This window comes from Chitinophaga varians (genome assembly GCF_012641275.1).
GTDB classification, from domain to species: Bacteria; Bacteroidota; Bacteroidia; order Chitinophagales; family Chitinophagaceae; genus Chitinophaga; species Chitinophaga varians_A.
Map to the genome: position 1 here is coordinate 495,558 of NZ_JABAIA010000001.1, position 24,348 is coordinate 519,905.

Sequence of the window (24,348 nt, forward strand, 5' to 3'; positions counted from 1 at the left end):
TTTTATTTGATTAAAAGGGAGTCCGGGTACAACAGGATGTTATTGATACGGTTCACCACTCCGTTGGTGGTCATGATATCCCGTCCTTTTGCACCATCCGCAATGTCTACACCGCCGGGGGTATGGTAGTTCCATTTACCTCCCGGCGCATAGACGTTAAAACCACCGTAGGGGTTGGGATTAATGGAATATCCGTCTCCCAGGTCAATACGGGCGCTGGTGGCGCCGATAACCGTCATATCATTCATCAGGATATGATGTGGTTTTAACCCAAGCGTATATATGTTAAATGCCAGCGGCTTGTAACGTGCCAGGTCTATTTTGGCGATACTGTCGGGTGTCAGCTGAGAATTGCGAAAAGCGTCATTCACCGGTGCATATATGGTGAACGGGCCTTCTGTCTTCAGGGCATCCCATTGATTGGTTTTCTTCAGCAAAGCCACGAAAATGGACAGGGTGGTATCTGCTGCCAGCCATTCCTGCGTGTTTCGTTCGTTGTATTTGGGCACTCCTTTCAGTATATGTATGACCCCGTTTTTCATGCCCAGGTTACGTTTGCCCACATCATATACCAGGCTTCCGTTAAAGGCCGTGGGAAAGGCATCAGCGTTGGTGCCTATAACGCCCACGGAAATATAGGACGACATGCCGCCAAGGCAGGCATAGCGGTTGTCCAGCTGCGTGGGGATAACGGACGTGTATAAACGGTCTTTGAGCATCAGATTTTTCAGGGCGGTACGCAGACTGTCCCTGTTCATCCGGTCAAAGTCGTCCGGCTTTTTGATGCCGATATCGTTAAACGCTTTATTGTCCGGCGCCCATATGGTGAAAGGCCCATCTGTATTGAGACTGTCCAGCAGCCCCGTTTGCTGCAAAGCGGCAGACAACAGGCTCAGATCGTAGTTATTGTGTATAAAGTCACCTATAGTGCGGATATCGGACGTGTGTTCGTCACCGGTAACGTCTATCTTTTTACAGGCCGTTACCCACAGCATCAACAAGGAAATATAAGCGATGAAGTATCTTTTCATGATTCGTTTATTTATAGACAGGCGGATCATAACGGCGCTGCAGCGTGGTGATGTACATATTGCCATTCACATATTCTACGGTGTTGACAGTAGCAAATGACCGCGGATTATAGACACCGGAGTAAACGGAGATGACCATGCCCGTACGCACATCACCACCGAGGTTGAACACGGCCGCCGGCGCTTCAGGACCTAGTGCAAAAGAGGTGTAGTTACCTTTGCTGTCATCAGACTGTTCGCCCTGGTCAGGCGGCGTACCAGGACTAAGGATATTGAACATCTGTCCGGACGTACCGGCATAAATATGGTTGGCGGTAGAATCCGGGAACAGCGGGAAGTTGCTGTAAGGATGCACTACAGGTTCCTGTGAGCGGGTCACGCCGGTCATGAAGGCATTCGTATATCCTTTGATCTTCTGCCGGTCTTTTGCATAGAGCGTATAGAAGATGTTCATGGTATCCCTGATACAGGTGTTTTTGCTGTTATCATCGAATACAAAGGTCTGCGCATACCCTTCTGAGCTCAGGTTGTAAAAGTTGGTGTACACCAGTGAATCCGACAACGGGATTTTGGTGAATATTTCCTTGCGGAGGTAGAGCCCTGTCTTCCTTGTGTATACAGATTTTTCCAGTATGTTCATCGTATAGATCTCGCCTTGTTCGAGGTTGACAGTAGTATCCACCAGTATGCCTTTTCTGGCGCTGGCTGGCAGGGAGTAGAACGGGTCGTTGCTGCGTGGCCGTGAGATGAACATAAACCGGTGGCTACCGCTTTTCACCATGCCGTAGCCGGAGAGGTCGTAGCCGTTCACGATAGGGCCTACGGGTATTTTTGCCGTACCGGGAAACTCCTTCTGCCACAGGGCGGTATTGCCGGCATCGGGGTATGGTCTTGCCAGCGGGCCCCTGGTGGTCATAAAATCGAAGGTAACGTCTGCGTTGACAGGCATGCCGGAAGCATCCAGCACCGGGTCTATCAGCATGGTCAGGAAAGGTTGCGGAGCATCTTTGTTGTCGATAGTGACGTTATAGGTCAGACAGTTGAACACCCGGAGATAAGCGGGTGAACTGACATCCGGGAAATCCGTTTTACGGCAGCCTGCTGCCAGGATACAAACCAAAGCGATCAGTCCCCCTAAAAAATGAATCTTGTTTTTATATTCCTGCTTCATGGGCCATTATTGGTTATGTTTGATGATAATCATGCTGGCAGCGGCTTCGCCGGCATTCTTCGGATGCAGGCTACCTGTCAGCGCTACGGTATACACGCCTGTTTCATAAGCGGGCAGCAAGCCGGCATATAATTCCGGACGGGCAATAAAATCAGTACCGGACAGCTGCGGAATTTCCTGTATCCAGTCACCCGGCAGCACACCCGGCTGGGAAGCGTATACGCCCAGCTTTTTGATGCCCGTCAAAGGAGAGAAAAAGATATACGGCTGATCAGTGATGACCTGTCCCCTACTGATATGCTGGCTGCTGCCGCCTCTGAAGCTCAGGAAATCATTCAACAGCGCGCCATTGGCGCCTGTGAAGGTCACTTCAGGGATATCAGTGGTAAGGTTCAGGAAACGTATCTTAAACGGCATGGAATAAGTATACTGGTCATTGCTGCCGTCATCGCCTTTAGGGTTGCTGCTGAGATAAAAACTACCGCTGAGGTTATTGGCCACCAGCTTCATCGCCGGTTGACCATTCTCTCCCGGATATACCCAGGCGGTATAGTTATCGCTGCCCTGTATGGTCAGGGACTGCTCGGCGAGTTTCTTACCGCTGGCATCTGTGAGCTGCACGGTATGTGTACCGTTGACCAATGTTTTATATCCGGTAGCTTTGGAAAAAGCCATAGCACCTTCCTGCAGGGGCTTGCTGTCCACGCTGACAGAAACAGATACACCGGGCATGGCATTCACCGCCTGTAAACGGCCATAGGTGATATTTAACGCTTCTTTGTTGTCTGCGATGATACGATAGCTGTTGATACCTGCCGGAGAAGCAGAACTGCTGCCGGCATCGAGCGAGCTAAAGCTCATGCTGGCGCATACCATGATGGTATAAACACCACCGGGCTGAAATGTACGTATAGGCGCATACGTAAGGCGGGTATCTACTACAGGATTGTTACCGTTTGTCATGGTGCCTGTCGTTCTGTTAACAACGCTCAACAACTCATCAGCATTTACTCTCACGGCCGGCAGCAGTCTGCCGTCGTTGGTCATCGCTTTAAACTGGTAAGTACCATAAGGCAGTTCTATATAATCTGAATATTTCCCGGTGGCGATGTTGTTGGTAGTGGCGCTTACTTTTGTCCCGTCTGCAAATACGAGTGACATATCTCCTTCAAGAGACGCTGCATCCGGTGCGGAGCTGAGGTTCAGCAGGCGTATTTTGAAATGTTCCGGGTTGGCCGGCGGGGATATGGAGCGAGGAATGGCAAACAGGGAGTCATCACCCAGTATATTGCTGCCCCCATGATCGCCGTACAACACATTGTAGAAATCGGTCGGGTTGTTCACATCCTCATGGATATCAAACTCCTTGGGATATATCAGTTCCTTATGACCGTATATCATGCTCCCGATTTTTATATGTGCGTTCCCGTTAGCGCCGATAAACCGCTGCGGAATGGTATAACTGCTGCCCATACGACCGTTCTGAAAATACAGTGTAGGCCGTGCGTCGAGAAAGTACCCTTCGATATTAGGCTGTACGAAACTGGTCAGTGGCGTATCATTGATGATCAGTTCTGTGGCAGTCCGTCCCATGTTCATCAGCCGCACGGTGGATGCTGTCAGCGGCGGCTGTTGCGGCAGTTCCCGGAACAGGTAGTCCGCTTTGTCTTTCTTGCAGGCCCACAGCCCTGTAAGAAGGAATGTCAGGAAAAAATATTTTACTGCTTGCATTATCTTCATTTTGCGGTCTTTCCCTTTAGAAAATATTATAATTCAATCCCAGCATAAATTCAGTGCCTCTGAAATAACTGCGACGGATATACATGTTACCGTAGTACTTCCCTCCGGTGCCGGGATTGGCATATACTTCTCTCCAGGCGGGGTTGAGAATGTTTTTGGCATATCCTTTCAGTTGTAACCTTTTGGTGAGATATTGACTGAAAACAAAATCCAGTACGGGTGCAGGCCTGCTGTACAGGTCGGGCTCACCGGTCAGGTTGATCTGTATCAGCCGCTCACCTACTTCGTTGAACGTAAGGGTGAGGTCTGTGCGGGTGCGCGGGTTGTTATAGTTCAGATAAGCGTTGATGGAATAAGGCGCCTGTTCAAACAGCGGGCTGTTGGACGGGGACCGGCGGTCCACGATCCTGGAATCGTTTAGCCGTTCAGGTGACTTTTTGATTTCACTCTGTGCCAGCAACAGGTTGGAACCGAGATTAAAGTTCCGAAGCGGATACCACCATCTGCCGAGGTTTTTCACTACTTCCAGCTCGATGCCATATACCTGTCCACGGTTAGGGTCATTCTCAAAGCGGATGGCCGGAAACTCAGGGAAACGGGCGTCCAGGCCGGCAGAGTTCTGGGTGTACACCTTCGTCAGCTGATGGTCTATCTGTTTGTAAAAGGCAGAAGCGGCGATCACTTCACCGGAATGAGGGAACCATTCCCAACGGAAATCGTAGTTGGTAGTGGACTGGTTCACCAGTTTGGGATTACCCACTACCAGTGCAAACTGGAAGGGATCGAACTCAAACACGTTGGTGATTTCACGCAGCTCCGGCCTTGCCAGCGTGGTGCTGTACCCTAAGCGGAAGTTCATGTTTTCCTGCAGGGTATAGGTAAGGTTCAGGGAATAATAGGGCTTATAGTCTGTTTTGTAGACAGAGTAAGGTTGGGTAAATACCAGCTTCACGGTCTGCCCGTCTTTGTTGGGGGTGGTCAGTGCAGGGTCCAGGAAAACGCCGGCAGTGTCCACCGCCGTGCGGATATCGGTCAGCTCAAAACGGGCACCACCTGTTAACCGCAGGTTGTCCAGCAGGTGCAGGTCCAGCATACCATAGAAAGCGCGTGTTTCAAAGGAGCCTTTATAGTTATTGGGAGATTTCTGTGCGTTGTACAGGAACCCGCCAACAGCAGGCTGTCCTTCACCGACAGGGCCGTTTGGTTGTTTGATGCCGATCTGGTCATAGCCTACGAGTCGATCGAGGTTGCCATGAACGGTATACAGCGCCTGGTTGCCGGTGGACGAGAAGTTGGAGCCTGGCAATGAAAGCACGTTTTCCCTGAACTGACGGTCGCGGAAAAGGTAGTTGAAGCCTGTTTTGAATTCCTGCCGTTTGCCCAGCAGGCGGAAAGGCAGCGTCAGATCGGCTTTGTAGTTATAGTTCGTTTCCTTCAGGCTGCGGTAACGACGGCCGTTGGGATCTGCCTGGATGATACCGTAGGGGCCATAGCCATTCACATAACCGGACACCAGTGAATAATATACTGGTGTGCCGGTAACACCGGTAGAATTAGGCAGGCTGCCAGGCACGCTGATAGCACCGCCGCCAACAGGCGTGTAAGCCGCGAGGTTCACAAAACGGTAATCCGGATCATCCTGGCTGGAAGTGGAGGTGGCGAAGTTGTAACTCAACCGGGGCGCGTATTCGCCCGCTGTCAGTTTATGTTCCCCCTGCAGGTTAAAGGTATTGAGGGTACGGTAGCTGCGCTTCAGCGAATACACGATGTTGCTCACATCTCCTGATAAACCGGTGTACTCGTAGGCGCCGTATAAATTGGTCGCCTGTACTTCCGCTCCCCTGCTGCCCATGTACTGCATACTGATTTCATGACGGGGATTAAAGCGGTAAGTGAGGCCTCCGAGAAATCCATAGTTGAGCGTGGAGGTACCGGTATTTTCCTTGTAGGAGATATACTTCCCCAGGTTGATGTTATTAGGTGTGATATAATTAGGGATGATACGGGTGCTGTTCACCTGGTTATTACCAGTAAGTACGCCCTGGTAGATGCTCCACTGGGTGAGGTCTCCGCCGTGGATGTCTGTCGCCCGCTGATAGTAGTTGACACCAGCGATCACGCCCAGTTTATGTTTGCGAAAAGCGTTAAAGCTGTTGCCGTAGGTCACGGAGTAAAGCTGGTTCATTTTCGCTGTTGTATAACGGGTAGTGAGCACCGGGTCGAAGCCGTGCATAATATTGTTGATGCGGTTCACCTCCTGCTTCAGCTGCGGGTCATTGCCGCTGTTGGCGATCATGGACTGCACCTGTGAAAATCCACCGGGGTATTGACTACCGAGTGCAATGAAGTCTTTAGACAGGCCTGCCTGCTTCACTTTCTGGCCCAGGAAACCGGGGTCTGCATTGTTGAAGCTGTTGATGCTGCCTCCCAGTCCGATATTGGAATTGAAGCCTGTCTGCGCGATAACGCTGAGCACCGCCGTATCCGGCACAGAGCGGGTTTTCAGTTCGATGATGCCCGCAGCGGCATCGGCCGGTTTGTCTGGCGTATAGGTTTTATAGATGGTGATATTATCGAGCAGGGCTGCCGGCACGAGGTCCAGCGGGATAGCGCTGCGGTCCGGATCAGAAGAGGCGAGGCGTACGCCGTTGAGCTGTCCGATCACGCTTCTGTCGCCCAGACCGCGGATAGCCACATATTTATCGTCAGTGATGGTAACACCGGACACCCGTTGTAAAGCCTGGGTGGTGGTGATGCTGGCCGTTCTTTCGATGTTGGCCGCAGAGATGGCGTCCTGCACGATGGCGGAGGCTTTTCTTTCTGCGAGGACGGAAGCTTCCGTATTGGTTTTACGGCGGGCCTGTACCTGTACTTCATTCAGCTGGGTACGGGAAGGTTTCATCGCGATCTGCAGGGAGGTGGTGCCTGCTGCTACTTTCAGTTCCTGTTGCTGGTAACCGATATAGGAGATCACCAGTACAGCGCCTTCTTCCGGGATGCTGATGCTGAAATGGCCGGAGCCGTCAGTGATAACGCCGCCGCTCTGGCCTTTGATGCGGATACCTACGCCCGGCAGGGGCGTGCCGTTGTTTTTATCCGTTACGGTACCTTTCACCGGCGGAGGAATGGCGCTCAGGGGCACGACCGTGATTTTATTGTCGCTATACACCTGTGCCGCCAATCCGGCCGGGGCAAGCAATTTGTCCAGGATCTCCAGCAGTGGCGCATCGTCGGTATGGATAGACACCCGTTGCGCATTATCCACTTTTTCATCGTTGAAGTAGATCCGGATACCGGACCTGGCAGACAGCTGTTCCAGTGCTGTCCGGAGCGGCGTTTTCCTGAAATCGGCCGAGAGGCGTGTCCGTTCCACGGACTGCCCTTTGGTGCTCACACTGGCCATCAGGTTTGTTGTAACAATGGAAGCCACCATTACATAAAAGGAGATACGCATAACCCATTTAAAATAAGCGCAGGGTTTCCCCAGGAAAAAATTCATACTTTTACCTTGTTAATTAGTTAATCCTTCGGGTTAGTTAATGACAGCGACGCGATGATGCGGTTTCTCAGGCCTGGTATCATCAGCATCGCACCTTAAACCGGGTACGCTTGCGTGATCCGGTTTTTTCTTTGCCGCGTTATGTAAATCTTTCTTCCATGCTATGGATTTTAATGATCAGGAAATATGTATAATACCGTTTGCCTGCCGGCTGAAGTGCAGGCCGTATACTTTACTTAATATTTTCAGGATATCGTTGAGTGATTGGGAATGATCAAAAATGCCGCTGATCTCCATATTTTTCAGCTGTGTCTTTTTGAAGGCGAACGTCACGCCATAGCGGCTTTGAAGGGATATCACCACTTCCGACAGGAAGTCTTTTTCAAAGGTAAGGCTTCCTTCTTTCCAGGACATTTTCGTTTGTGCGTGTACGGTCCTTACCTGTTGGGTGCCGGCATCTTCATTGATGCGCAGCTCCTGGTCAGCGGTGAGGTATGCGATACGGCTGCTGTCGGCCGATTTAAACACCGCCACCTTTCCGGAGGCTACGGTCACCTTGTATATTTGTGGTGCCGCATGTGCGTGGATACTGAAAGCGGTGCCCAGTACTTTGGTCCTGTAGCCGCCACTTTCGATAATAAAAGGATGTCCGGGATCAGGATGGATGTCGAAATATGCTTCTCCCTGAAGATATACCGTGCGGTCATCAGCAAATGCTTCCGGGTACCGCAGGTGGCTGTTGGCATTGAGCCATACCACAGAACTGTCTGTCAGCGTGATCTTGGTCATCTGTCCGCCTTGTGTGCGCAGGTCCAGCATTTTGGCGAGCGGCTTGCGTGTTTTCACGGCCGACTGGTACCACCAGCCACCGCCGGCCACCAGCGCGGCTGAAATAACGGAAGCGGCAATACGCCACCGTACCACGCGTGAGCTACGGCGAACAGTCAGCGTTTCTTCCTGCGGCGCGGCCATATCCAGCTGTACCTGCACGGCCTCAAAAATGCGCTGTCCCAGTTCACGGCGATTAACGTCCTGGTCTTTACCGGGCGTATGCAGCTGTTCAAACCAGTTATTAAGCCAGATGGTTTCTTCCGGTGTGGCTTTTCCGTTGAGATAATTATCTATAAGCCTGTTTAATTCATTCCTGTCCTGCATGGAAGTAGTAATTACAACACCGGCTGATGGCCGGTGTCAATCATACTTACCGCAAGTGGGGACTTACACCTACGCAGTGCTACGTTAAATTAATGTTACCTGCGGATAGACAAGAGGACCAACAGCGCGATATAGTCTTTCAGGTTCACCCGCATTATGCGGAGTGCTTTTACGAGGTGGTTGTTGACAGTTTTGGGGGAGATGTTCAGCATTTCAGCGATCTGCTGCGTATTGAAGCCCTGTATACGGCTCATGGTAAACACTTCCCGGCATTTGTCGGGCAGTTCATTGATCCTTTGCTGTACGGCGGCATTCAGCTCATTAAAAGATAATTGTTCTGTCGTGTTATGGGTAATTTCCTGCAGGGGGGCATGTTGCAGGTATTTGTGGTGGGACAACTGTTTACGGTAGGTATTGAGTATCCTGTTTTTGGCAACGCCATATAACCAGGCGCCCACAGGCTTTCCGGGGTCCAGCGCTTCGCGCTGTATCCACAGGGCCACAAACACTTCCTGGGTGATCTCTTCCGCCAATGTTTTCTCGCCCAGCTTGTAATAAGCGAGGTCGTACTGCTTCTCCCAATAGAAATCATACAGCGCACGGAAAGCTTTTTCATCGCCCTGACGCAGCCTTTCTACCAGCAGCCCTTCATCCGGAAGTCCTTCCTTTTCAATAGCCATATGTCAAAAGTAATCAGCAGCCGGTAAGATCGCATATAAAATAATTGTTAAGACATTGTTTCCTTTATCAGTGGCACCTGCGGCGGAAGAGGGACTATTCCCTCACCGCCGTTTTATCCTGTAAAATCATTTTTGCAATATCATCTTTACGTTTGAAGCTCACGCCCTTGTGGTCTTGTATATAACGGATGATGTCATGTGCGGCTTTCACCATCTGTGGCGTACCGCCGATGCGGTCATGAAAACTGATGGACATTTGTCTGCGGCGTTGCGCACTTTCCAGGTACAGCTGGTCGAACTCCATCTTCACCTGTTCAACAAACTGGCCGGCAGAGAAATTTTTCCCTTCTATCAACAGGATATCATTGCAGCGCAGGGTGTAGGGCACTACGGCAAAATCTTTCCGGTTGACCTGTATCACAAAAGGTTCATCTCTGCTCAGGTCATCAATATGATAAATAAAACCCAGTTCCTGTAATATCTTCAGGGTATTTTCTCCTCTCCGTAACCAGTTGGCGTTATATCCTACGGGCATTACGCCCGTTACCTGTTTCACGGCGTCTGCACCGTCTTTGATAAACTTTTTCTCTTCCTCATAAGAAAGGTTGTACTGCGAACTCCAGTTCATCCCGTGCGCTGCTGCTTCATGGCCGCGGCGAACGATCTCCTTCGCCAGTTCCGGATGATTGAGCACTGCTGTGCCCACCATGTGGGAAGTCACTTTAATGCCCAGTTTGTCCCAGTTGTCCAGCATTCTGGGAATACCTTCCTTGTAGCCGTACTGGTACCAGGTAGCGGCAGGCAGGTCACGGAAACCTTGCTGCATATTTTGCGGGAAAGGGCTTTCTGCATTGTCCGGCTGGCCACCGGCTTCAAACTGCATGGACACGGAGACCACCAGCCGGGAACCATCGGCCCAGTGAGTAGGATTATTCATGATTTTTGTTTTTGGGCTGTCAGAAAAAAGTTGCGTAAAGGGTAAAACGCTGAGTGCGCCGGTGGCGCTGGCCTGTTTGATAAATGTTCTGCGATTGCTCATACAATTGAACTGTTTGACTACACAAATGTCGTCCGCTAAAAACGCATAAATTTGTACATCTGTTTGAAAATTCAGTAAAAGTTAAGGACGTATGAAACGAATCGTCACTATCACCTTTAATCCGGCGCTGGACAAAAGCACCGTTGTACCGGCGCTGCTGCCGGATAAGAAACTGAAATGTTCTGTACCGGTCTTCCAGCCGGGAGGAGGCGGTGTTAACGTGGCAAGGGCGATCGTAAAACTGGGAGGGACGGCCACAGCGGTATACCTGGCAGGCGGGCATACCGGGGCATTCTTTCATGACCTGCTGGAAGCGGAGCTGGTGGCATCTATCAGGATACCTATTGCCGGTATCACCCGGGAGAACCTTATCCTATACAATAACTCCACTAAAGAACAGTTCCTGCTGGATATGCCAGGGCCGCAGGTAACGCAGGAGGAATGGCAGCATTTCCAGTTACGCCTCGAGGCGCTCACCCGGGATGCCGCATTTGTGGTGGCGAGCGGCAGTCTGCCACCTGGCGTGCCTGCCAATGCCTTCAGTGTGGCAGGGCGTATCGCGCAACAAAATGGCGCTGCCTTCGTGGTAGACACATCAGGAGAGCCTCTGAAGCTGGCTGCCAATAGCGGCGTGTATTTTCTGAAACCTAACCTGGGAGAACTGGCTGCTTTGACAGGTAAAGACAAGCTGACAGGGGAAGAGGTCGTGCATGCAGCACAGCAGGTGCTTGATCAGGAAGGGTGTGAGTTCCTCGTAGTATCCCTGGGCGCAGCCGGCGCTATGCTGGTAGAGAGAAAAAAGGTGCATCGCATACAGGCGCCTGTTGTAAAGCGGCTCAGTACCGTAGGTGCCGGCGACAGCATGGTGGCTGGTATTGTCACCAAACTGGCGGCCGGCGAAGATATATTACAGGCAGTAAAATATGGTGTGGCTTGCGGCACTGCCGCTACGATGCACCCCGGCACCACGCTCTGCAAACAGGAAGATGCAGATGTGTTGTTCCGTAGCATGGGCTAAACCGCCTTAACTATTGACCTTCACCACTTCCATACGTGTGCTCACCCCTACCCTCGTTAAAGCATTAATAGAGATGATGGCCATGATCAGATAGGAGATGTAGGTCTCATCAAAATACTGCAAGGCCAGTTGATACGTTTCATCGCTCAGTCCATGCCGGTGGACCAGCGTGATTTCTTCCGTCATGGCCAGCACCACTTTTTCTTCGTCCGTAAAGAGGCCGGCTTCCCGCCAGCCGCTCAGCACAAACAGCCGCTGGCTGCTTTCTCCGTGCTGTAACGCCGTACGGTTGTGTATGTCCATACAATAGGTGCAACCATTGATTTGCGCTGTGCGTATATCGATCAGGTCTTTGTGGGATTCTTTCAGCGGGCTGTGGGCCAGGAAAGTATCCATGGCGAGAATGGCTTTATATCCTTCCGGGATTAATCTTTTCATATGGAGACGTTGACTCATGGCTGTTATTTTTTTAGTACAGCACAAAACTACAACGCCGGCTACCGGAAAAACTTAAGCTGGATTAAGAAATACGTCTGGCCCTTAGTTCGCTGAGATATTCGGGGGTGAGGCCCAGGTAGGAAGCCAGCAGGTGCTGCGGCACCCGTTGCACGAACTCCGGGAAATTACGGCTGAAATGAAGATAGAGCTGTTCCTTGGAATAATCTCCCAGGTAGCGGGTGCGGTACTGTGCAGCAGCATGCGCTTTCTGATGTACTAGCCGGAAATAACGTTCCATCTTGGGATGAAGCGCCAGCATTGTTTCACGGTTGGCGACACTGATGGCCAGCACTTCGGATTTTTCCACAGCCTGTATATAGAATTCAGAAGGTGTTTGCAATTGCAGCGAAGTATAGTCCGCCATCCACCAGTTTTCAATGGCAAACTGGATTGTTTTTTCCACGCCTTTGTTATTGACAAAAAACAACCGCAGGCAGCCTTTCTCTACAAAATAGTCATACTTGCAGACTTTGCCTTCTTCCAGCAGGTTGACCTTCTTGGTCAATGCAACTTTTTCAAAATAAGAGAGGATGGAAGTCAGGTCTTCATCACTGACATCCACAAACTTACGGATGTGTTGTTGTAATACGGTGGACATGGTAGGTCAAAAATACCACAAAAAACGCCAAAAGCATTATCTTCCGGCAGGCCACTGCAAAGGCGCCTTTTGCAGTGACAACCTTCATCAAAACGCGCTATAGCGCAGACCACCATCCACTCCCACCATGGTGCCGGTCACGTACCTGGCACGGGGTGATACCAGGAATGTTGCCATATTGGCAATGTCCTGTGTTTCCCCGAAATCGCCCAGTGGTATTTCTTTCGATGCAAATTTTTGACGCTCCTCGCCCTGAAAAAACGGACGGATATTTTCCGTATCTATCAGGCCCGGCTGCAGGTTATTCACCCGGATGCCATATTTGCCCAGTTCTCCGGCCAGTTGTTTGGACCATACCACTACAGCCGCTTTGGCCACCGAAGATGCATTGATGGTACGCAATTCGAAGGTGCTGGTGATGTTGAGGATAACACCGTCGCGGCGCTCCATCATTTGAGGAAGGAATTGTTGCGTCAGCTGTCGCAGACGGTCAAAATGCAGCAGGAAAGAGGCATCCCAGTCTTTATCCGCGCCGATGACGTCTAGTGGCACGCTTTTGCCGGCGTTGTTCACCAGGATATCCACATGCCCTAATCCTGCGAATGCCGCTGCGGCTATTTTCTGCGGCGCATTGGTCGCCATAAAGTCCTGCGATAATATCACCGGTCCCACGCCCCCTGCCGCCACTACTTCTTCGCGCAGGCTATTCAATAAATCTTCATTTCTTCCGGTGGCCAATACTTTCACGCCTTCAAGGGCCAGTTCTTTGGTGATGGCACGTCCCATGCCCTGACTGGCACCTGTTACTACTGCTGTTTTTCCTTTTAAATAGAGGTCCATGACTGTTGTTTTGAAATTCTTTGTAAAAGTAAACAGCAACTGTTAATTTTATGTTGTATACCATCAATTGTGTGGTACATACAAATATGTGCGTCATGGCAAACAGAAAACAAAACTCGACCTATAGCCGCAATGAAAAATGCATCACCGGCTGCGATCTTACCTACGCTATTTACATGCTTGGCGGCAGATGGAAACTCCTGATACTGGATAAGCTCGCCGCACGCAAAATGCGCTACAGCGAGCTTAAAAAAGAATTTTCGTATATCACTGAACGTATGCTGACATTACAGCTCAAAACGATGGAGCAGGACGGCCTGGTAAAACGGACCGTTTATCCGGAAGTACCACCCCGGGTGGAATATGAACTGACAGATGCCGCCCGGGAACTGGAACCTATCTTAAGTCAACTGAGCAACTGGGGCAATAAACAAAGAAAGATAGCCCAACAGGAAGCAACGGTCAACTCTCCCATGTGATTTCAGCCAGCTGCCGCGGTTCTTTCCATTTCAGCACCAGCAGCTGGTCACAGGGTTTTCCATTGATATCGATGGTATAATCGAAAATTGCGAAATCGGCGGTACCATACTTACCATCAGGATAAAAGCCTACGCGTTTTAATCTCAGCTTATGTAACAATGCAGTTGACTTTTCTTCGTCACTCCCTGCATCCCCAATGATGCCTGCCACTTCCTCATTCTCCAGTTCTTCGATATAAAAACGGATGTAATCGCGTGTTTCACCTTCACCGGTGGCAAAATCATGCTGAATAGCCAATATGTTCTGGTTATCCAGCTGTTCAATGTCCTGCAACCACGACTTGATAAGATCAGCCATTCTCACATCAACGCTGGTGTGTTCAAAGTTCAGATCAAGTTTGACGCCTGATGCAGTCGTTGCCTGGTAGTATTCTTCCAACTGCGCCAGGTTGATTTCTCCGAAGTAAGGCAGTGAATATTGCATGTGTTATTTCTTTTCGAGTTCTTTAATACGCGCTTCCTGCCGCTGCAGTTGCAGCTGAAGCTGTTCCATTTTCTTGTTTTGTTCTATCAGGTATAACGTCAGCTCTTCTATCTTCTTCATTTGTTGCTGCTGCATGTCGCCCAGGTCCAGCCCGTCTTTCAGGATAGTCGCTGCTGCCGGTATTTCCGGGAGATGTTTATATTGACGGATATGTTTTTCCACTGCTTCAAGTGATGGCAGTACATACGAGGAGTCAAATACATAATCCGCCCAGCCGGTCTGCGTTACTCTCACTTTCTTAGCCATAATGTCACCTGCTACAGATAACATCGCGTAGGGTTTGTTGGTACCGATACCTACGTAACCATTGGGATTGATGCGTATCCGCTCTGTTCCGGCTGTCCCTATCACAATATTCTGGTTCATCTCAGGAACGGTGGAGTACCCAGACAATTCAATAAAGGATTTTGTGGGAAAGTTAGTACCTCCACCGGCGGTCAACCGTAAAAAGCCATCATCCAGCATATGATTATCTTTGCTCCTTGCCCGGATCTCATATCCCGTTCCGGCTGACAGCGGAGGACGGGAATCCTGGTTGTTCAATCCTCCGTTGATCGTCATGCCACCATCCATTAACTGAAGCTTAGTAGTTCCGTCGTCAACGGTGCCTAAGACGATTCGTTGCGTGGTGGTTTTCCCTCTTTGTGTAACTGTCTCTAAAGTTTCCTGTGCATGTACGGCTAAAAATGTGGTGCTCAGTACAAAGGAAAACAAACATTTCTTCATAGGTTTTATATATTTTGAGTACGTTAATGTAAATTATTTCATCTTATCCTTTATACCGAATTAAATATGCCTGTTGCTACAACTTATTTCATCAAGGCACAGATACTCGGCGTTACACTCGACCAATTGTTAACTCTCTACGGACGTGAGATCCGCCTTGGAGGTGCTGACGAGGCATATATAGAAGATAATATGGTCAGGTTTTCGGGCGCTGCCTTCAGGGTAGGCCGTCACCGGGGCAAGTTCGCTGATTTTACCGATGGCCGGCTGATTATTGAGGAAACACCCACCGAATACCTCGTATCACTGGAGGCATCATGGCCTAAAACTATCCCGTTGTTCAGTGTATTTTTCACCAACCTGAGAAATAAACTGGAACAGGAAATATGGGGACTGCGCTGAACTTAGGGAAAAGGTACTTTTATTCCTCCACTTTTCTTTCTATCTTTTTGCCGTACAATCTCATCATTCCATGCATAAATTCACGCTGCTGGCATTGCTGCTATGGCCGGCCATTACGTTTTCCCAACTGAAGAAAAAGCCGGATACCCGGCTGCAACAGGAACTGCAGCAGATCGTCGATAAGTTCAAAGGCACCGCCGGCGTATATGTGCAACAGTTAGCAACAGGCGAATGGGCTGCTATCAATGCAGACACCATCTTTCCGACGGCCAGTATTGTAAAGGTCCCGCTGCTGGTGGGACTGTTCGATAAACTGGACAAGGGAGAACTGGGCTACCACCAGACATTGATATACCGTGACTCCGCCAAAACCGGCGGCTCCGGCCTGATGCAATTCTTCAAAGACAGCTCCGAAACAGAAGTCAGCATACTTGCTGCTTTAATGATGGCTTACAGCGACAACACCACTTCCCTCTGGAATCAGCAGCTGGCAGGCGGCGGCGCGGCCGTTAACGCCCTGCTGGAAAAATATGGTTTAAAAGACACCCGCGTAAATTCCCGTACCCCTGGCCGGGAAGAGAACCGGAAAATATATGGCTGGGGCCAGACCACCCCGCGTGAAATGGCGACACTGGTGACAAAAATCTTCCGGGGAGAAATCATCAGCCGCCCTTCCAGTGAACGGATGTACCGACTGATGACCAAAGGCTACTACGACGAACAGGCGCTCACCCAGATACCGCCATATGTGCAGGCGGCCGCTAAAACAGGCTCTGTCAATGAATCCCGCTCGGAAGTAGTGCTGGTCAATGCGCCACACGGGGACTATGTATTTTATATCGGCACCAAAAACATCCAGGACCAACGGTGGACAGCCGACAATGAGGCGGTCAACATGATCCGGGAAATTTCCGCGCTGCTTTGGAAACATTTTGAACCCAAAAGCAAATGGACGCCTGTTTTCCGAAAGGACAAATATTAAATCCCTTCAAAACTAAAATCCCCGGCACCGGTGCCGGGGATTTTAGTTTCAAGTCAATTATTTCCTGATCAGGTGTCTGTCTATCAGCTGCATCAGCTCATCTTTATAAATCCTGCTTACCGGGATCTTATGGGTACCTATCGTAATTTCATTGCCTGACAAGGACTGTATCTTGTTCACCGCCACAATAAACGATTTCTGTATGCGCAGAAAACGGCATACCGGCAGCTGCTCCTCCACTGATTTCATGGTGGCCAGCGTCATAAACTTACCCTGCTGTGTATTGATCGTTACATAGTTTTGCGTACCCTCTATATAAAGGATATCGTCATAGTTGATTTTCTCATAGCTGTTGTTGCACTTGATAAAGAAAAAATCCGCTTCCGGCGAGGGCGTATGTTTGACCGTTAACATGTCACGCGCACGATTGACCGCACGCAGGAATCGTTCCGGTGTGATGGGCTTCACCAGGTAATCCAATACATTCAGCTCAAAACCTTCCAGCGCAAAATTGGGATAGGCTGTTGTGATGATCACCAACGGGGGAGATGACAGCCCTTTCAGAAAGTCGATACCACGGACACGCGGCATTTCAATATCCAAAAACATAAGGTCTACCTGTTCGCGTGCCAGCATCTGACTGGCTTCCATCGCATTACAGCAGCTGCCAAGAAAATCCAGAATGCCGGTTTCCCTGACCAACAGTTCCAGCCCTTCTCTGGCCAGTGGCTCATCGTCAACAATGATACAACGCAGGTTCATATTATTTTCAAGGTCAGTTTTACAGTAAAAACAGTATCACCCGGGGTGATCTGTAAATCATAGTTTCCTTTATAGATCAGTTCCAGCCGGCGTTTCACATTTTCCAGCCCGATACCGCCGGCGCCATTCACCATCGGCCGGCTGGTCACCGGCTCCACACTGTTCTCTACTTCCAGCAGGAAATCATTGTCATGGTGGTCCAGTTTCAACCGGATATGATTGTCCTTGTGAGTATAGGTAGACACATACTTAAACGCATTCTCCACAAAAGGGATCAGCAGCAGCGGCGCAATGGAAAAATGACGGACATTCGCTCCTACCTGGTAATCCAGTTGTAAAGCTTTCCCCTTCCGCAGCTGCTCCAGTTGCACATAATTGTTTAAATATGCTATTTCCTTTTCTATCGGAATGGTTTCGGTATTGCATTCATACAACTGGTACCGCAGCATGTCCGCAAAAGTGGCCAGCGTACCGGCCGCCATCTCCTGGTCTTTTCGGATGAGCACATAAATACTGTTGATAGCATTGAACAGGAAATGCGGGTTCATTTGCGATTTGAGGAAGCGCAGCTCATTTTCGGTCCGTTCCTTTTCCGCTTCACGTTGATGCCGTTCTTCCACCAGCCGCTCCTTGATGGTTTTAGCCGCAATAAATACAAAACAAACATAAAAGTTGGTCATCGCTGTATAGATGGCAAAAGAAAAAATGCCGCTTATCTTCGCCATGGGATGATCGCCTTTGACCAGCAACAACATCAGCCACGCAATCAACAACGACATCACAGCCCAGCATCCGGTGGCAGTCAGCGCAAACCGCCAGTACTGCCTGCGATAGAAATACTGTGGCATCAACCAGTAAATAATAGCATACACCAGTATGGCCTGAAAAAACAGGTATAGAGCATTGTTACGCAGCGCCTCCCCTACGGACACATGGTAGGTAGCACACGTGGAATAAGTCCAGAAACACAGGCTGGCCAGCCAAAACAGGATATGTGCTCCTTTATATGTGGAAAAGAATCGTCGCATAAGTAGGTAAAGTAGCAAGGTCCGGGGAAGTTAACAACATTTATTGACGAAACCTGTCTTCTGATGGATTAAATGCCTCTCCGCCCCGCTTCCGGGCGTCCTGGCAGGCACTATCCGCGTAAAACAATATTTCGTCCGTCAGAAACAGCTTCTTGTCAAATTGATTTTTATCGTCCCCGCAGAATAATTCACTTTGTGCCGGATCAACCGATAAAACAACTCCATATGATACCATTCTTTAAATACGTACCTGTCCGCATTTTTACGTTCATCTGCCTGTACCTGGCGATGATCAGGCCTGAAGTATCCGCACAACATTATTCCTTCGGCGTCAAAAAAGAAGGCAAAGGCAAAGTCGTTATTTTTATTCCGGGCCTGTACTGCTCCGGCGAAGTGTGGGAGCAATCCATGGCACATTACCGTGACCACTACACCTGTTATGCCCTAACGCTGCCAGGGTTTGCCGGTCAGCCTCCCATCAAGTCCGACAGCCTGCTGATAAGCATCACCCGCGAACTGGCAGGATTTATCCGGGACAACAGGCTTGACAAACCGACTGTCATTGGACATAGCCTCGGCGGCTTTATAGCGCTGCAACTGGGCATCCTATACCCGGACCTGCCAGGTAAAGTGGTAGCGGTGAGCGCCGGCCCTTTCTTCCCGGCATTTGCCATGGGCCCGGACGCCACCCCGCAACAAACACGCGAAATAGCCGCCAATATGCAGAAGGCCATGGCTACCCTGACACCGGAACAAACACGCGCCAACCAGTTGATGGTCCTGCCCAGCCTCATCACCGACAGTATCAACCGCATACCAGTAATGAACATGGCCATGCGCAGCCACTCCCCTACCCAGGCCCAGGTGATGTATGAACTGTACACCACCGACCTGCGGCAGCAACTGAACCTGATCACCTGCCCACTACTGGTGCTGGCAGACTGGATAGGCTATAAAAACTATGGCATTGGCCGCGATATGGTACTGGGAAATTATCGCACACAATATCAGAAAGCCCCGCAAGCTGTCATTTCGATGTCAGATGATGCCCGCCATTTCATTATGACCGATCAGCCTGAATGGTTCTTCAACCAGGTAGACACCTTCCTGGGACGCTAACCGGAAACCTTGTTTTGAAAACAACAGCCGCCCCCTTACGGAGACGGCTGTATGTTTTTTATCCCAGGCAACATAAAAATCAGCTTGTAACGGTCACGGCTATCTCCCTGAAAGTTTCCTTCCCTGCTTCACACACCGAACAACAGTAACCTTCAGGCAAAGCCGTAAACGATGTGCCGGCAGGCACTTCCTGCCACTCGTCGCCAGCCGTTTCATCATATACCGTAAGGCAGGACACACACTGATGCACCTTTCGCACGGTGTCTGCCTTCATTACCGGCGATTGTTGCGCTTTTACAAAATGTTGCAGCATGTCCGTCTCACTTCTTTGTTCGTAAAACAACTTACATAACGAAGCCACATAAGGCCCCAGCTGCTCCTTGGACACATCTTCCCTATAAGGCGCCAGCACAGCGGAATTGGCATTAAAACCTGCGGTATAGAGGATATCATACCGCTGCATATATTTGAGTTTGCTGCCATGACGGCTCGCCTTTTTGCGGATCACGATATTACCGAACAGGCTTGTCTGCTCCTTCATCCGTACACTGAAACACAGGCCGTAGGTACGCACGTCCGCCACATCAAAATGCCGGATGATGTAACGTTTTATAATCAGTCCGTCTTCACTGTTATCTTCCACCTGCCAGTTCAGTTCATTGGCGGCATGCCGCACATTGATAGCATATTTTCCCAACAGATAATCCCACAAATACCGGTGACCGGCATCAATATTTTTAATCACCAGCGATTTCCACGGAGTGCTGTATAGCTGGCCCGTGCGGGTTTCCATGCAAAGGCGGCACACTTCTTTTAAAAAGGAAACCGGAAACGTTTCATCCCGGCGATAGATCCCCAGCCAGTAGCTGTTATCCTGCTTGTTAAACCCTTCGTAGTAGGGCAGATGGAAAGCAGGGAACTCCGGCTCTCCATCGCTCTCACGAAAAATATAGGAAAGCAGCGCTTTGATGTCATTAAAAACAGCAGCAGGCTCCAGTCCGCGCAGCATCAGCGTTTCCGCCGCTTTGCTGACCGCCGCTATGCTGTTGGTATAAATCAGCTCCGGCCAGCGAAACAGCTCCTGGCTGCCGGGCAAACGCAGGTACAGGTGCCAGTAGTGGGCCGTGTGCGACGATATCCAGTTGATATGCCCGGTGAAAAGCGGGACAAAAGTTTGTTTGCTGTCACAGATGTTGACCTTTAATAACGGCAGATAATCAAACTGGTTAAAGATATCTTTATAGATTCCCTCCACCAGCCAGGTATCATGCAGAAAAATGCCGGCAGCCGGATAAGTGCTCAGCATATTTGGGTACTCCGAAAGGTCTATCTGACGGTCATGACAGGCGGTATTAAAAGCGGGCAACAGCTTATATGGCACGTCCAGCAATAACTGTTGCCGCAGTCCGAAGCGTACCTGCGTGACCGTAGCCGCTTCCGCTATTTCAAGCAGCTCCAGCAATATGCCGGGCGGAATAATACCGCCCCTGAAATTGACTTGTATGGTATGTGATTGTCTGGCCATAATTAAACCGGTACAGATACCGGAACAGCGAGGCTTTTTTCCAGTATTGATTTGATCTCCGAACGACAGCTGCCACAGCCCATTCCTGCGCCGGAAGCCTGGCACAGCTGCTGCAACTGATGACAGCCGGAAGCTATTTTCTCCTCTATATTCCCCTCGCCTACATTGCCACACGAACAAATAAGCCGGCCGATAACGGGTGTCCCCTTTTTGCCGGAACCTAATAGTTCCAGCCGTTTGTCTGACAGCTCCATACGTTGCTGTATCAGGTCACGGAACTCGGGGAACTCCGATTTATCGCCGATGAGGATAGCGCCTACCAGCCTGTCCTGGTGAATAATACATTTTTTGTAATAACGTTTGGCTTTGTCGATAAACACCACTTCTTCATAAGCCGGATCATCCGGCGTTTCCACCATGCCCAGTGAGCAGAAATCGGCCCCGTGCATTTTGAGGATGTTCATCGTCAGCGAACCCTGGTAGTAGCTGCCGATATCGCCGTTCAGATAGCGTGCCACCACCGCAGCCTGTTGCTCCGCTGCTGCGGTAATGCCGTATAACATCCCTTTGAACGAGGCTATTTCACCGATCGCAAAAATATCCGGATCGGCGGTCTGGAGGTATTCATTCACGATCACACCGCGGTCGCAGGGCAACTGCAATGCTTTGGCCAGCTCGATATTGGGCACCGTGCCGATAGACATCACCACAGCCTGACAGGCAATATAGCGGCCGCTCTTCAGGTGAATGCCTTCCAGCTGTCCGTGCCCCGAAAAACGGTCTACCTCATCATTATAGTAAATCTCGATATCCCGGTCTGTCAGTTCCTGGTACAGCAGCTGGCCTCCCAATGTGTCCAGCTGCCGGTCCATCAGCCGGGAAGTACGTTGCAGCAGCCCTACCGCTATCCCCATCTCTTTCAGGGACGCCGCCAGCTCTATGCCCAGCAGCCCTCCGCCGATGATCATTACCTTTCCTTTCTGAGGATCAACATGGGCTTTGAAGGCGTCCGCATCGTAGCGGGTACGCATGGTAAAGATGCCTTCCAGTGCCGGCACATGGCGCAAAGTAGCGGCACGGCTGCCAGTGGCCAGTATCAGCAGATCATACGTATGTACGTTACCGTTACTGTCCTTTACTGTCTTTTGTGAACGGTCGATATCCACAATGCTGACGCCCCTGTGCAAAGTAATGCCGGTCGCTTTCTCTTCGCTGTAGGTCATCTTCACCAGCTGTTTCCAGGACTGGGCGCCGCTGATATAGTCCGGCAGCATCACCCTGTTGTAAAACGGCTGGTCTTCTTTGCCGAAAACCACCAGCTCGTCGGTGGTGTTCAATTCACGGTACGATTTCACAAACCCGCAGGCAGCGGCGCCGGCGCCAATGATGACGATCTTCTGTACCGGTTTCCGGTAACGTGCTACCTGTACGGCGGCAAACTTAAAGTCCGGTTGTTTGGAAATAGGGTCAAGCCGCTTGCTGGTGAGGTTATTGGCCCGGTGTAAATCGTTGTGTAGTATTTTCCCCCAGTGCATGGGCAGAAACACCACGCCTTTTTTGATCGTATCACAAACGCGGGCTTTTACCTGCACTTGACCACGAATATTCGTTACCGTTACAATGTCGCCATCAGTGATGTTCCGCTCCGCAGCATCTTCGTGGTGTATTTCCAGGAAGGCGCTGCCGATATGCTGTTTCAGCTTGTTTACCTTACCGGTTTTGCTCATCGTATGCCACTGGTCACGGATACGGCCCGTGGTGAGGATAAGCGGCCATTCGGGCGTGAGCGGTTCCGACCGGTGGTCATCTTCAAAGCTGTGTATCACCGCTTTGCCGGCGCCGGTATAAAACCGGTGGTCGGTAAACAGCCGCGGCGTTCCTTTTCCCATGTGGTAAGGCCATTGCACACTGCGCTGCGCTTTCAGGATATCGTAGTTCAGTCCGCTGATATCGATATTGGTACCGGCGGTCAGTTGTACATGTTCTTTGTAAATATCTTCCGTTGTGGCGTAGTCAAAGCCCTTATAGCCCATCTGCTGTGCGAAACGGCAAATGATTTCCGCGTCCGGAAGTGCTTCTCCGGGCGCCGCTGTGATTTTACCGAGGTAACTGATACGGCGCTCCGCGTTGGTCATAGTGCCTTCTTTTTCAGTCCAGGCGGCAGCAGGCAGCACTACGTCCGCATAACGCAGCGTTTCCGGTTTGGAAGAAATTTCCTGCACTACCACGAACTTCGCCTTTTGCAGCGCCGCTTCCGCAAAGCGCACGTCCGGCTGACTGATAAGCGGATTGGTACACATGATCCAGATTGCTTTCAGGCGACCGTCGTGCAGCGCGTCAAACATTTCCGTGGCTGTAAGGCCGGGCTTTTCCGAGATAGTGGTGCCACCCCAGAACTGCTGCACTTCCCGGCGGTGCGCCGGGTCACTCAGCAACCGGTGGGCAGGCAACAGGTTGGACAGGCCACCGACTTCACGGCCGCCCATCGCATTCGGCTGACCGGTAAGCGAGAACGGGCCGCTGCCCGGCTTCCCGATATGCCCGGTGATCAGATGCAGGTTAATCAGGCTAAGGTTTTTATTGGTACCGGCAGCGCTCTGGTTCAATCCCATTGTCCATAAGGACATAAAGCCGCCTGCTTTGCCGATCCATTCTGCCGCTTCATAGACAGCGGTGGACTCAACGCCGCAGATGGCCGCTGCTTCTTCAACGGTGCGTTCCATCACCGTTGTTTCGTACTTCAGGTATCCTTCCGTATGCGCATCGATAAAAGCAGCATTGATATCGCCGTTTTCGATCAATGCCCTTCCAATGGCATGATGCAACACGATGTCTGTTCCCGGGTTAATTTGCAGATGAAGGTCTGCGATGCTGCAGCTTTGCGTGACACGCGGATCACTGACAATGATCTTCAGTCCGGGGTTGGCCGCCTTTGCCGCTTCTACCCGCCGCCAGAGAATAGGATGGCACCACGCGGGATTAGCGCCGGCCACCAAAATACAATCAGCCTTTTCGATGTCTTCATAAGTGCCGGGCACCGCGTCTTCTCCCAGCGCCAGCTTGTAGGCCGCCACCGCACTGCTCATACAAAGCCGGGAATTGGTGTCGATGTTATTGCTGCCTATAAATCCCTTTATTAATTTGTTGACAACGTAATACTCTTCGGTGAGGCATTGTCCGGATGCATAGAACGCCACTGCGTCGGGGCCATGTTTCCGTATGACGGACGCGAACACGGCCGCGGTCCGCTCCAGCGCCTGGTCCCAGCTCACCCGCTGCCGCGGCAGGTTACGGTGGTAGCGCATTTCAGGGTACAACAACCTGTCAGACGTGTCCATGACGGTATAATGCAGGTTCATTCCCTTGGAACACAACATCCCTTTATTCACCGGATGGTCAGGGTCGCCTTCCACCTGCAGTTTTCCCTGCCGGTCTTTATGGACCAGTATACCACATCCCACACCGCAATAACAACAGGTCGTTTTAAGAGGAGGCTGCATAATGCCTTTTTT

Annotated in this window: 21 protein-coding genes; 5 read left to right on the forward strand and 16 right to left on the reverse strand. The window is 50.6% G+C overall.

Going from position 1 to position 24,348, the window contains the following annotated elements:
- Window positions 1–2: 2 nt before the first annotated feature.
- From HGH92_RS01970 to HGH92_RS02000, 7 genes are all read right to left on the reverse strand, one after another.
- The gene (locus tag HGH92_RS01970; protein WP_168869082.1) at window positions 3–1,031 is read right to left on the reverse strand and encodes a fasciclin domain-containing protein; all 1,029 of its coding nucleotides are present in this window, start codon (window positions 1,029–1,031) and stop codon (window positions 3–5) included.
- A gap of 7 nt (window positions 1,032–1,038) precedes the next feature.
- Window positions 1,039–2,202, reverse strand: coding sequence for a hypothetical protein (locus HGH92_RS01975; RefSeq protein ID WP_168869083.1), 1,164 nt, complete (start codon window positions 2,200–2,202; stop codon window positions 1,039–1,041).
- A 6-nt stretch (window positions 2,203–2,208) separates the two neighbouring features.
- Window positions 2,209–3,933, reverse strand: coding sequence for a DUF4397 domain-containing protein (locus HGH92_RS01980; RefSeq protein ID WP_168869084.1), 1,725 nt, complete (start codon window positions 3,931–3,933; stop codon window positions 2,209–2,211).
- 25 nt (window positions 3,934–3,958) lie between these two features.
- Entirely contained in the window at window positions 3,959–7,441 is a 3,483-nt protein-coding gene (locus HGH92_RS01985) for a TonB-dependent receptor (protein ID WP_211092515.1), read from the reverse strand.
- A 177-nt stretch (window positions 7,442–7,618) separates the two neighbouring features.
- Window positions 7,619–8,596 (reverse strand): FecR family protein, encoded by a 978-nt coding sequence (locus HGH92_RS01990; RefSeq protein WP_168869085.1) that lies wholly within the window; start codon window positions 8,594–8,596, stop codon window positions 7,619–7,621.
- Between the two features lie 95 nt (window positions 8,597–8,691).
- Window positions 8,692–9,276 carry an RNA polymerase sigma factor gene (locus tag HGH92_RS01995; protein WP_168869086.1) on the reverse strand — a complete coding sequence of 195 codons (585 nt, stop codon included), beginning with the start codon at window positions 9,274–9,276 and terminating at the stop codon, window positions 8,692–8,694.
- A 94-nt stretch (window positions 9,277–9,370) separates the two neighbouring features.
- The gene (locus tag HGH92_RS02000; protein ID WP_168869087.1) at window positions 9,371–10,315 is read right to left on the reverse strand and encodes a polysaccharide deacetylase family protein; all 945 of its coding nucleotides are present in this window, start codon (window positions 10,313–10,315) and stop codon (window positions 9,371–9,373) included.
- A gap of 91 nt (window positions 10,316–10,406) precedes the next feature.
- On the opposite strand from HGH92_RS02000, the gene HGH92_RS02005 reads away from it, so the two are divergent.
- Entirely contained in the window at window positions 10,407–11,333 is a 927-nt protein-coding gene (locus HGH92_RS02005; RefSeq protein WP_168869088.1) for a 1-phosphofructokinase family hexose kinase, read from the forward strand.
- A gap of 6 nt (window positions 11,334–11,339) precedes the next feature.
- Here the strand turns inward: HGH92_RS02005 and HGH92_RS02010 are convergent, their stop codons facing one another.
- From HGH92_RS02010 to HGH92_RS02020, 3 genes are all read right to left on the reverse strand, one after another.
- On the reverse strand, window positions 11,340–11,771 hold the full coding sequence (locus HGH92_RS02010) for a carboxymuconolactone decarboxylase family protein (protein ID WP_211092516.1): 432 nt from the start codon (window positions 11,769–11,771) through the stop codon (window positions 11,340–11,342).
- A gap of 82 nt (window positions 11,772–11,853) precedes the next feature.
- Window positions 11,854–12,429, reverse strand: a complete 576-nt coding sequence (locus HGH92_RS02015; RefSeq protein ID WP_168869090.1) for a Crp/Fnr family transcriptional regulator — start codon at window positions 12,427–12,429, stop codon at window positions 11,854–11,856.
- A gap of 87 nt (window positions 12,430–12,516) precedes the next feature.
- Window positions 12,517–13,269 (reverse strand): SDR family NAD(P)-dependent oxidoreductase, encoded by a 753-nt coding sequence (locus HGH92_RS02020; RefSeq protein WP_168869091.1) that lies wholly within the window; start codon window positions 13,267–13,269, stop codon window positions 12,517–12,519.
- 95 nt (window positions 13,270–13,364) lie between these two features.
- Between HGH92_RS02020 and HGH92_RS02025 the strand changes: the two genes are divergently transcribed.
- Window positions 13,365–13,748 (forward strand): winged helix-turn-helix transcriptional regulator, encoded by a 384-nt coding sequence (locus HGH92_RS02025; RefSeq protein ID WP_168869092.1) that lies wholly within the window; start codon window positions 13,365–13,367, stop codon window positions 13,746–13,748.
- Here the strand turns inward: HGH92_RS02025 and HGH92_RS02030 are convergent.
- A complete protein-coding gene (locus tag HGH92_RS02030) occupies window positions 13,732–14,232 on the reverse strand; it encodes a DUF2004 domain-containing protein (protein WP_168869093.1) in 501 nt (166 codons plus the stop codon). The genes HGH92_RS02025 and HGH92_RS02030 overlap by 17 nt on opposite strands.
- A gap of 3 nt (window positions 14,233–14,235) precedes the next feature.
- On the reverse strand, window positions 14,236–15,018 hold the full coding sequence (locus HGH92_RS02035) for a hypothetical protein (RefSeq protein WP_168869094.1): 783 nt from the start codon (window positions 15,016–15,018) through the stop codon (window positions 14,236–14,238).
- A 66-nt stretch (window positions 15,019–15,084) separates the two neighbouring features.
- Between HGH92_RS02035 and HGH92_RS02040 the strand changes: the two genes are divergently transcribed.
- Both HGH92_RS02040 and HGH92_RS02045 read left to right on the forward strand, forming a co-directional pair.
- The gene (locus HGH92_RS02040) at window positions 15,085–15,420 is read left to right on the forward strand and encodes a hypothetical protein (protein ID WP_168869095.1); all 336 of its coding nucleotides are present in this window, start codon (window positions 15,085–15,087) and stop codon (window positions 15,418–15,420) included.
- A gap of 70 nt (window positions 15,421–15,490) precedes the next feature.
- Entirely contained in the window at window positions 15,491–16,402 is a 912-nt protein-coding gene (locus HGH92_RS02045; RefSeq protein WP_168869096.1) for a serine hydrolase, read from the forward strand.
- A 57-nt stretch (window positions 16,403–16,459) separates the two neighbouring features.
- Here the strand turns inward: HGH92_RS02045 and HGH92_RS02050 are convergent, their stop codons facing one another.
- Window positions 16,460–17,164 carry a LytR/AlgR family response regulator transcription factor gene (locus HGH92_RS02050; protein ID WP_168869097.1) on the reverse strand — a complete coding sequence of 235 codons (705 nt, stop codon included), beginning with the start codon at window positions 17,162–17,164 and terminating at the stop codon, window positions 16,460–16,462.
- Window positions 17,161–18,192 carry a sensor histidine kinase gene (locus HGH92_RS02055; protein WP_168869098.1) on the reverse strand — a complete coding sequence of 344 codons (1,032 nt, stop codon included), beginning with the start codon at window positions 18,190–18,192 and terminating at the stop codon, window positions 17,161–17,163. The genes HGH92_RS02050 and HGH92_RS02055 overlap by 4 nt, the downstream gene beginning before the upstream one ends.
- Window positions 18,193–18,417: 225 nt before the next feature.
- On the opposite strand from HGH92_RS02055, the gene HGH92_RS02060 reads away from it, so the two are divergent.
- Window positions 18,418–19,311, forward strand: coding sequence for an alpha/beta fold hydrolase (locus HGH92_RS02060; RefSeq protein WP_168869099.1), 894 nt, complete (start codon window positions 18,418–18,420; stop codon window positions 19,309–19,311).
- Between the two features lie 79 nt (window positions 19,312–19,390).
- Here HGH92_RS02060 and HGH92_RS02065 read toward each other — a convergent pair whose 3' ends face one another.
- Together HGH92_RS02065 and HGH92_RS02070 are read right to left on the reverse strand one after the other, a co-directional pair.
- Entirely contained in the window at window positions 19,391–20,836 is a 1,446-nt protein-coding gene (locus HGH92_RS02065; RefSeq protein ID WP_168869100.1) for a rubredoxin, read from the reverse strand.
- Between the two features lie 2 nt (window positions 20,837–20,838).
- Window positions 20,839–24,336, reverse strand: coding sequence for a nitrate reductase (locus HGH92_RS02070; RefSeq protein WP_168869101.1), 3,498 nt, complete (start codon window positions 24,334–24,336; stop codon window positions 20,839–20,841).
- Between the last annotated feature and the right edge of the window lie 12 nt (window positions 24,337–24,348).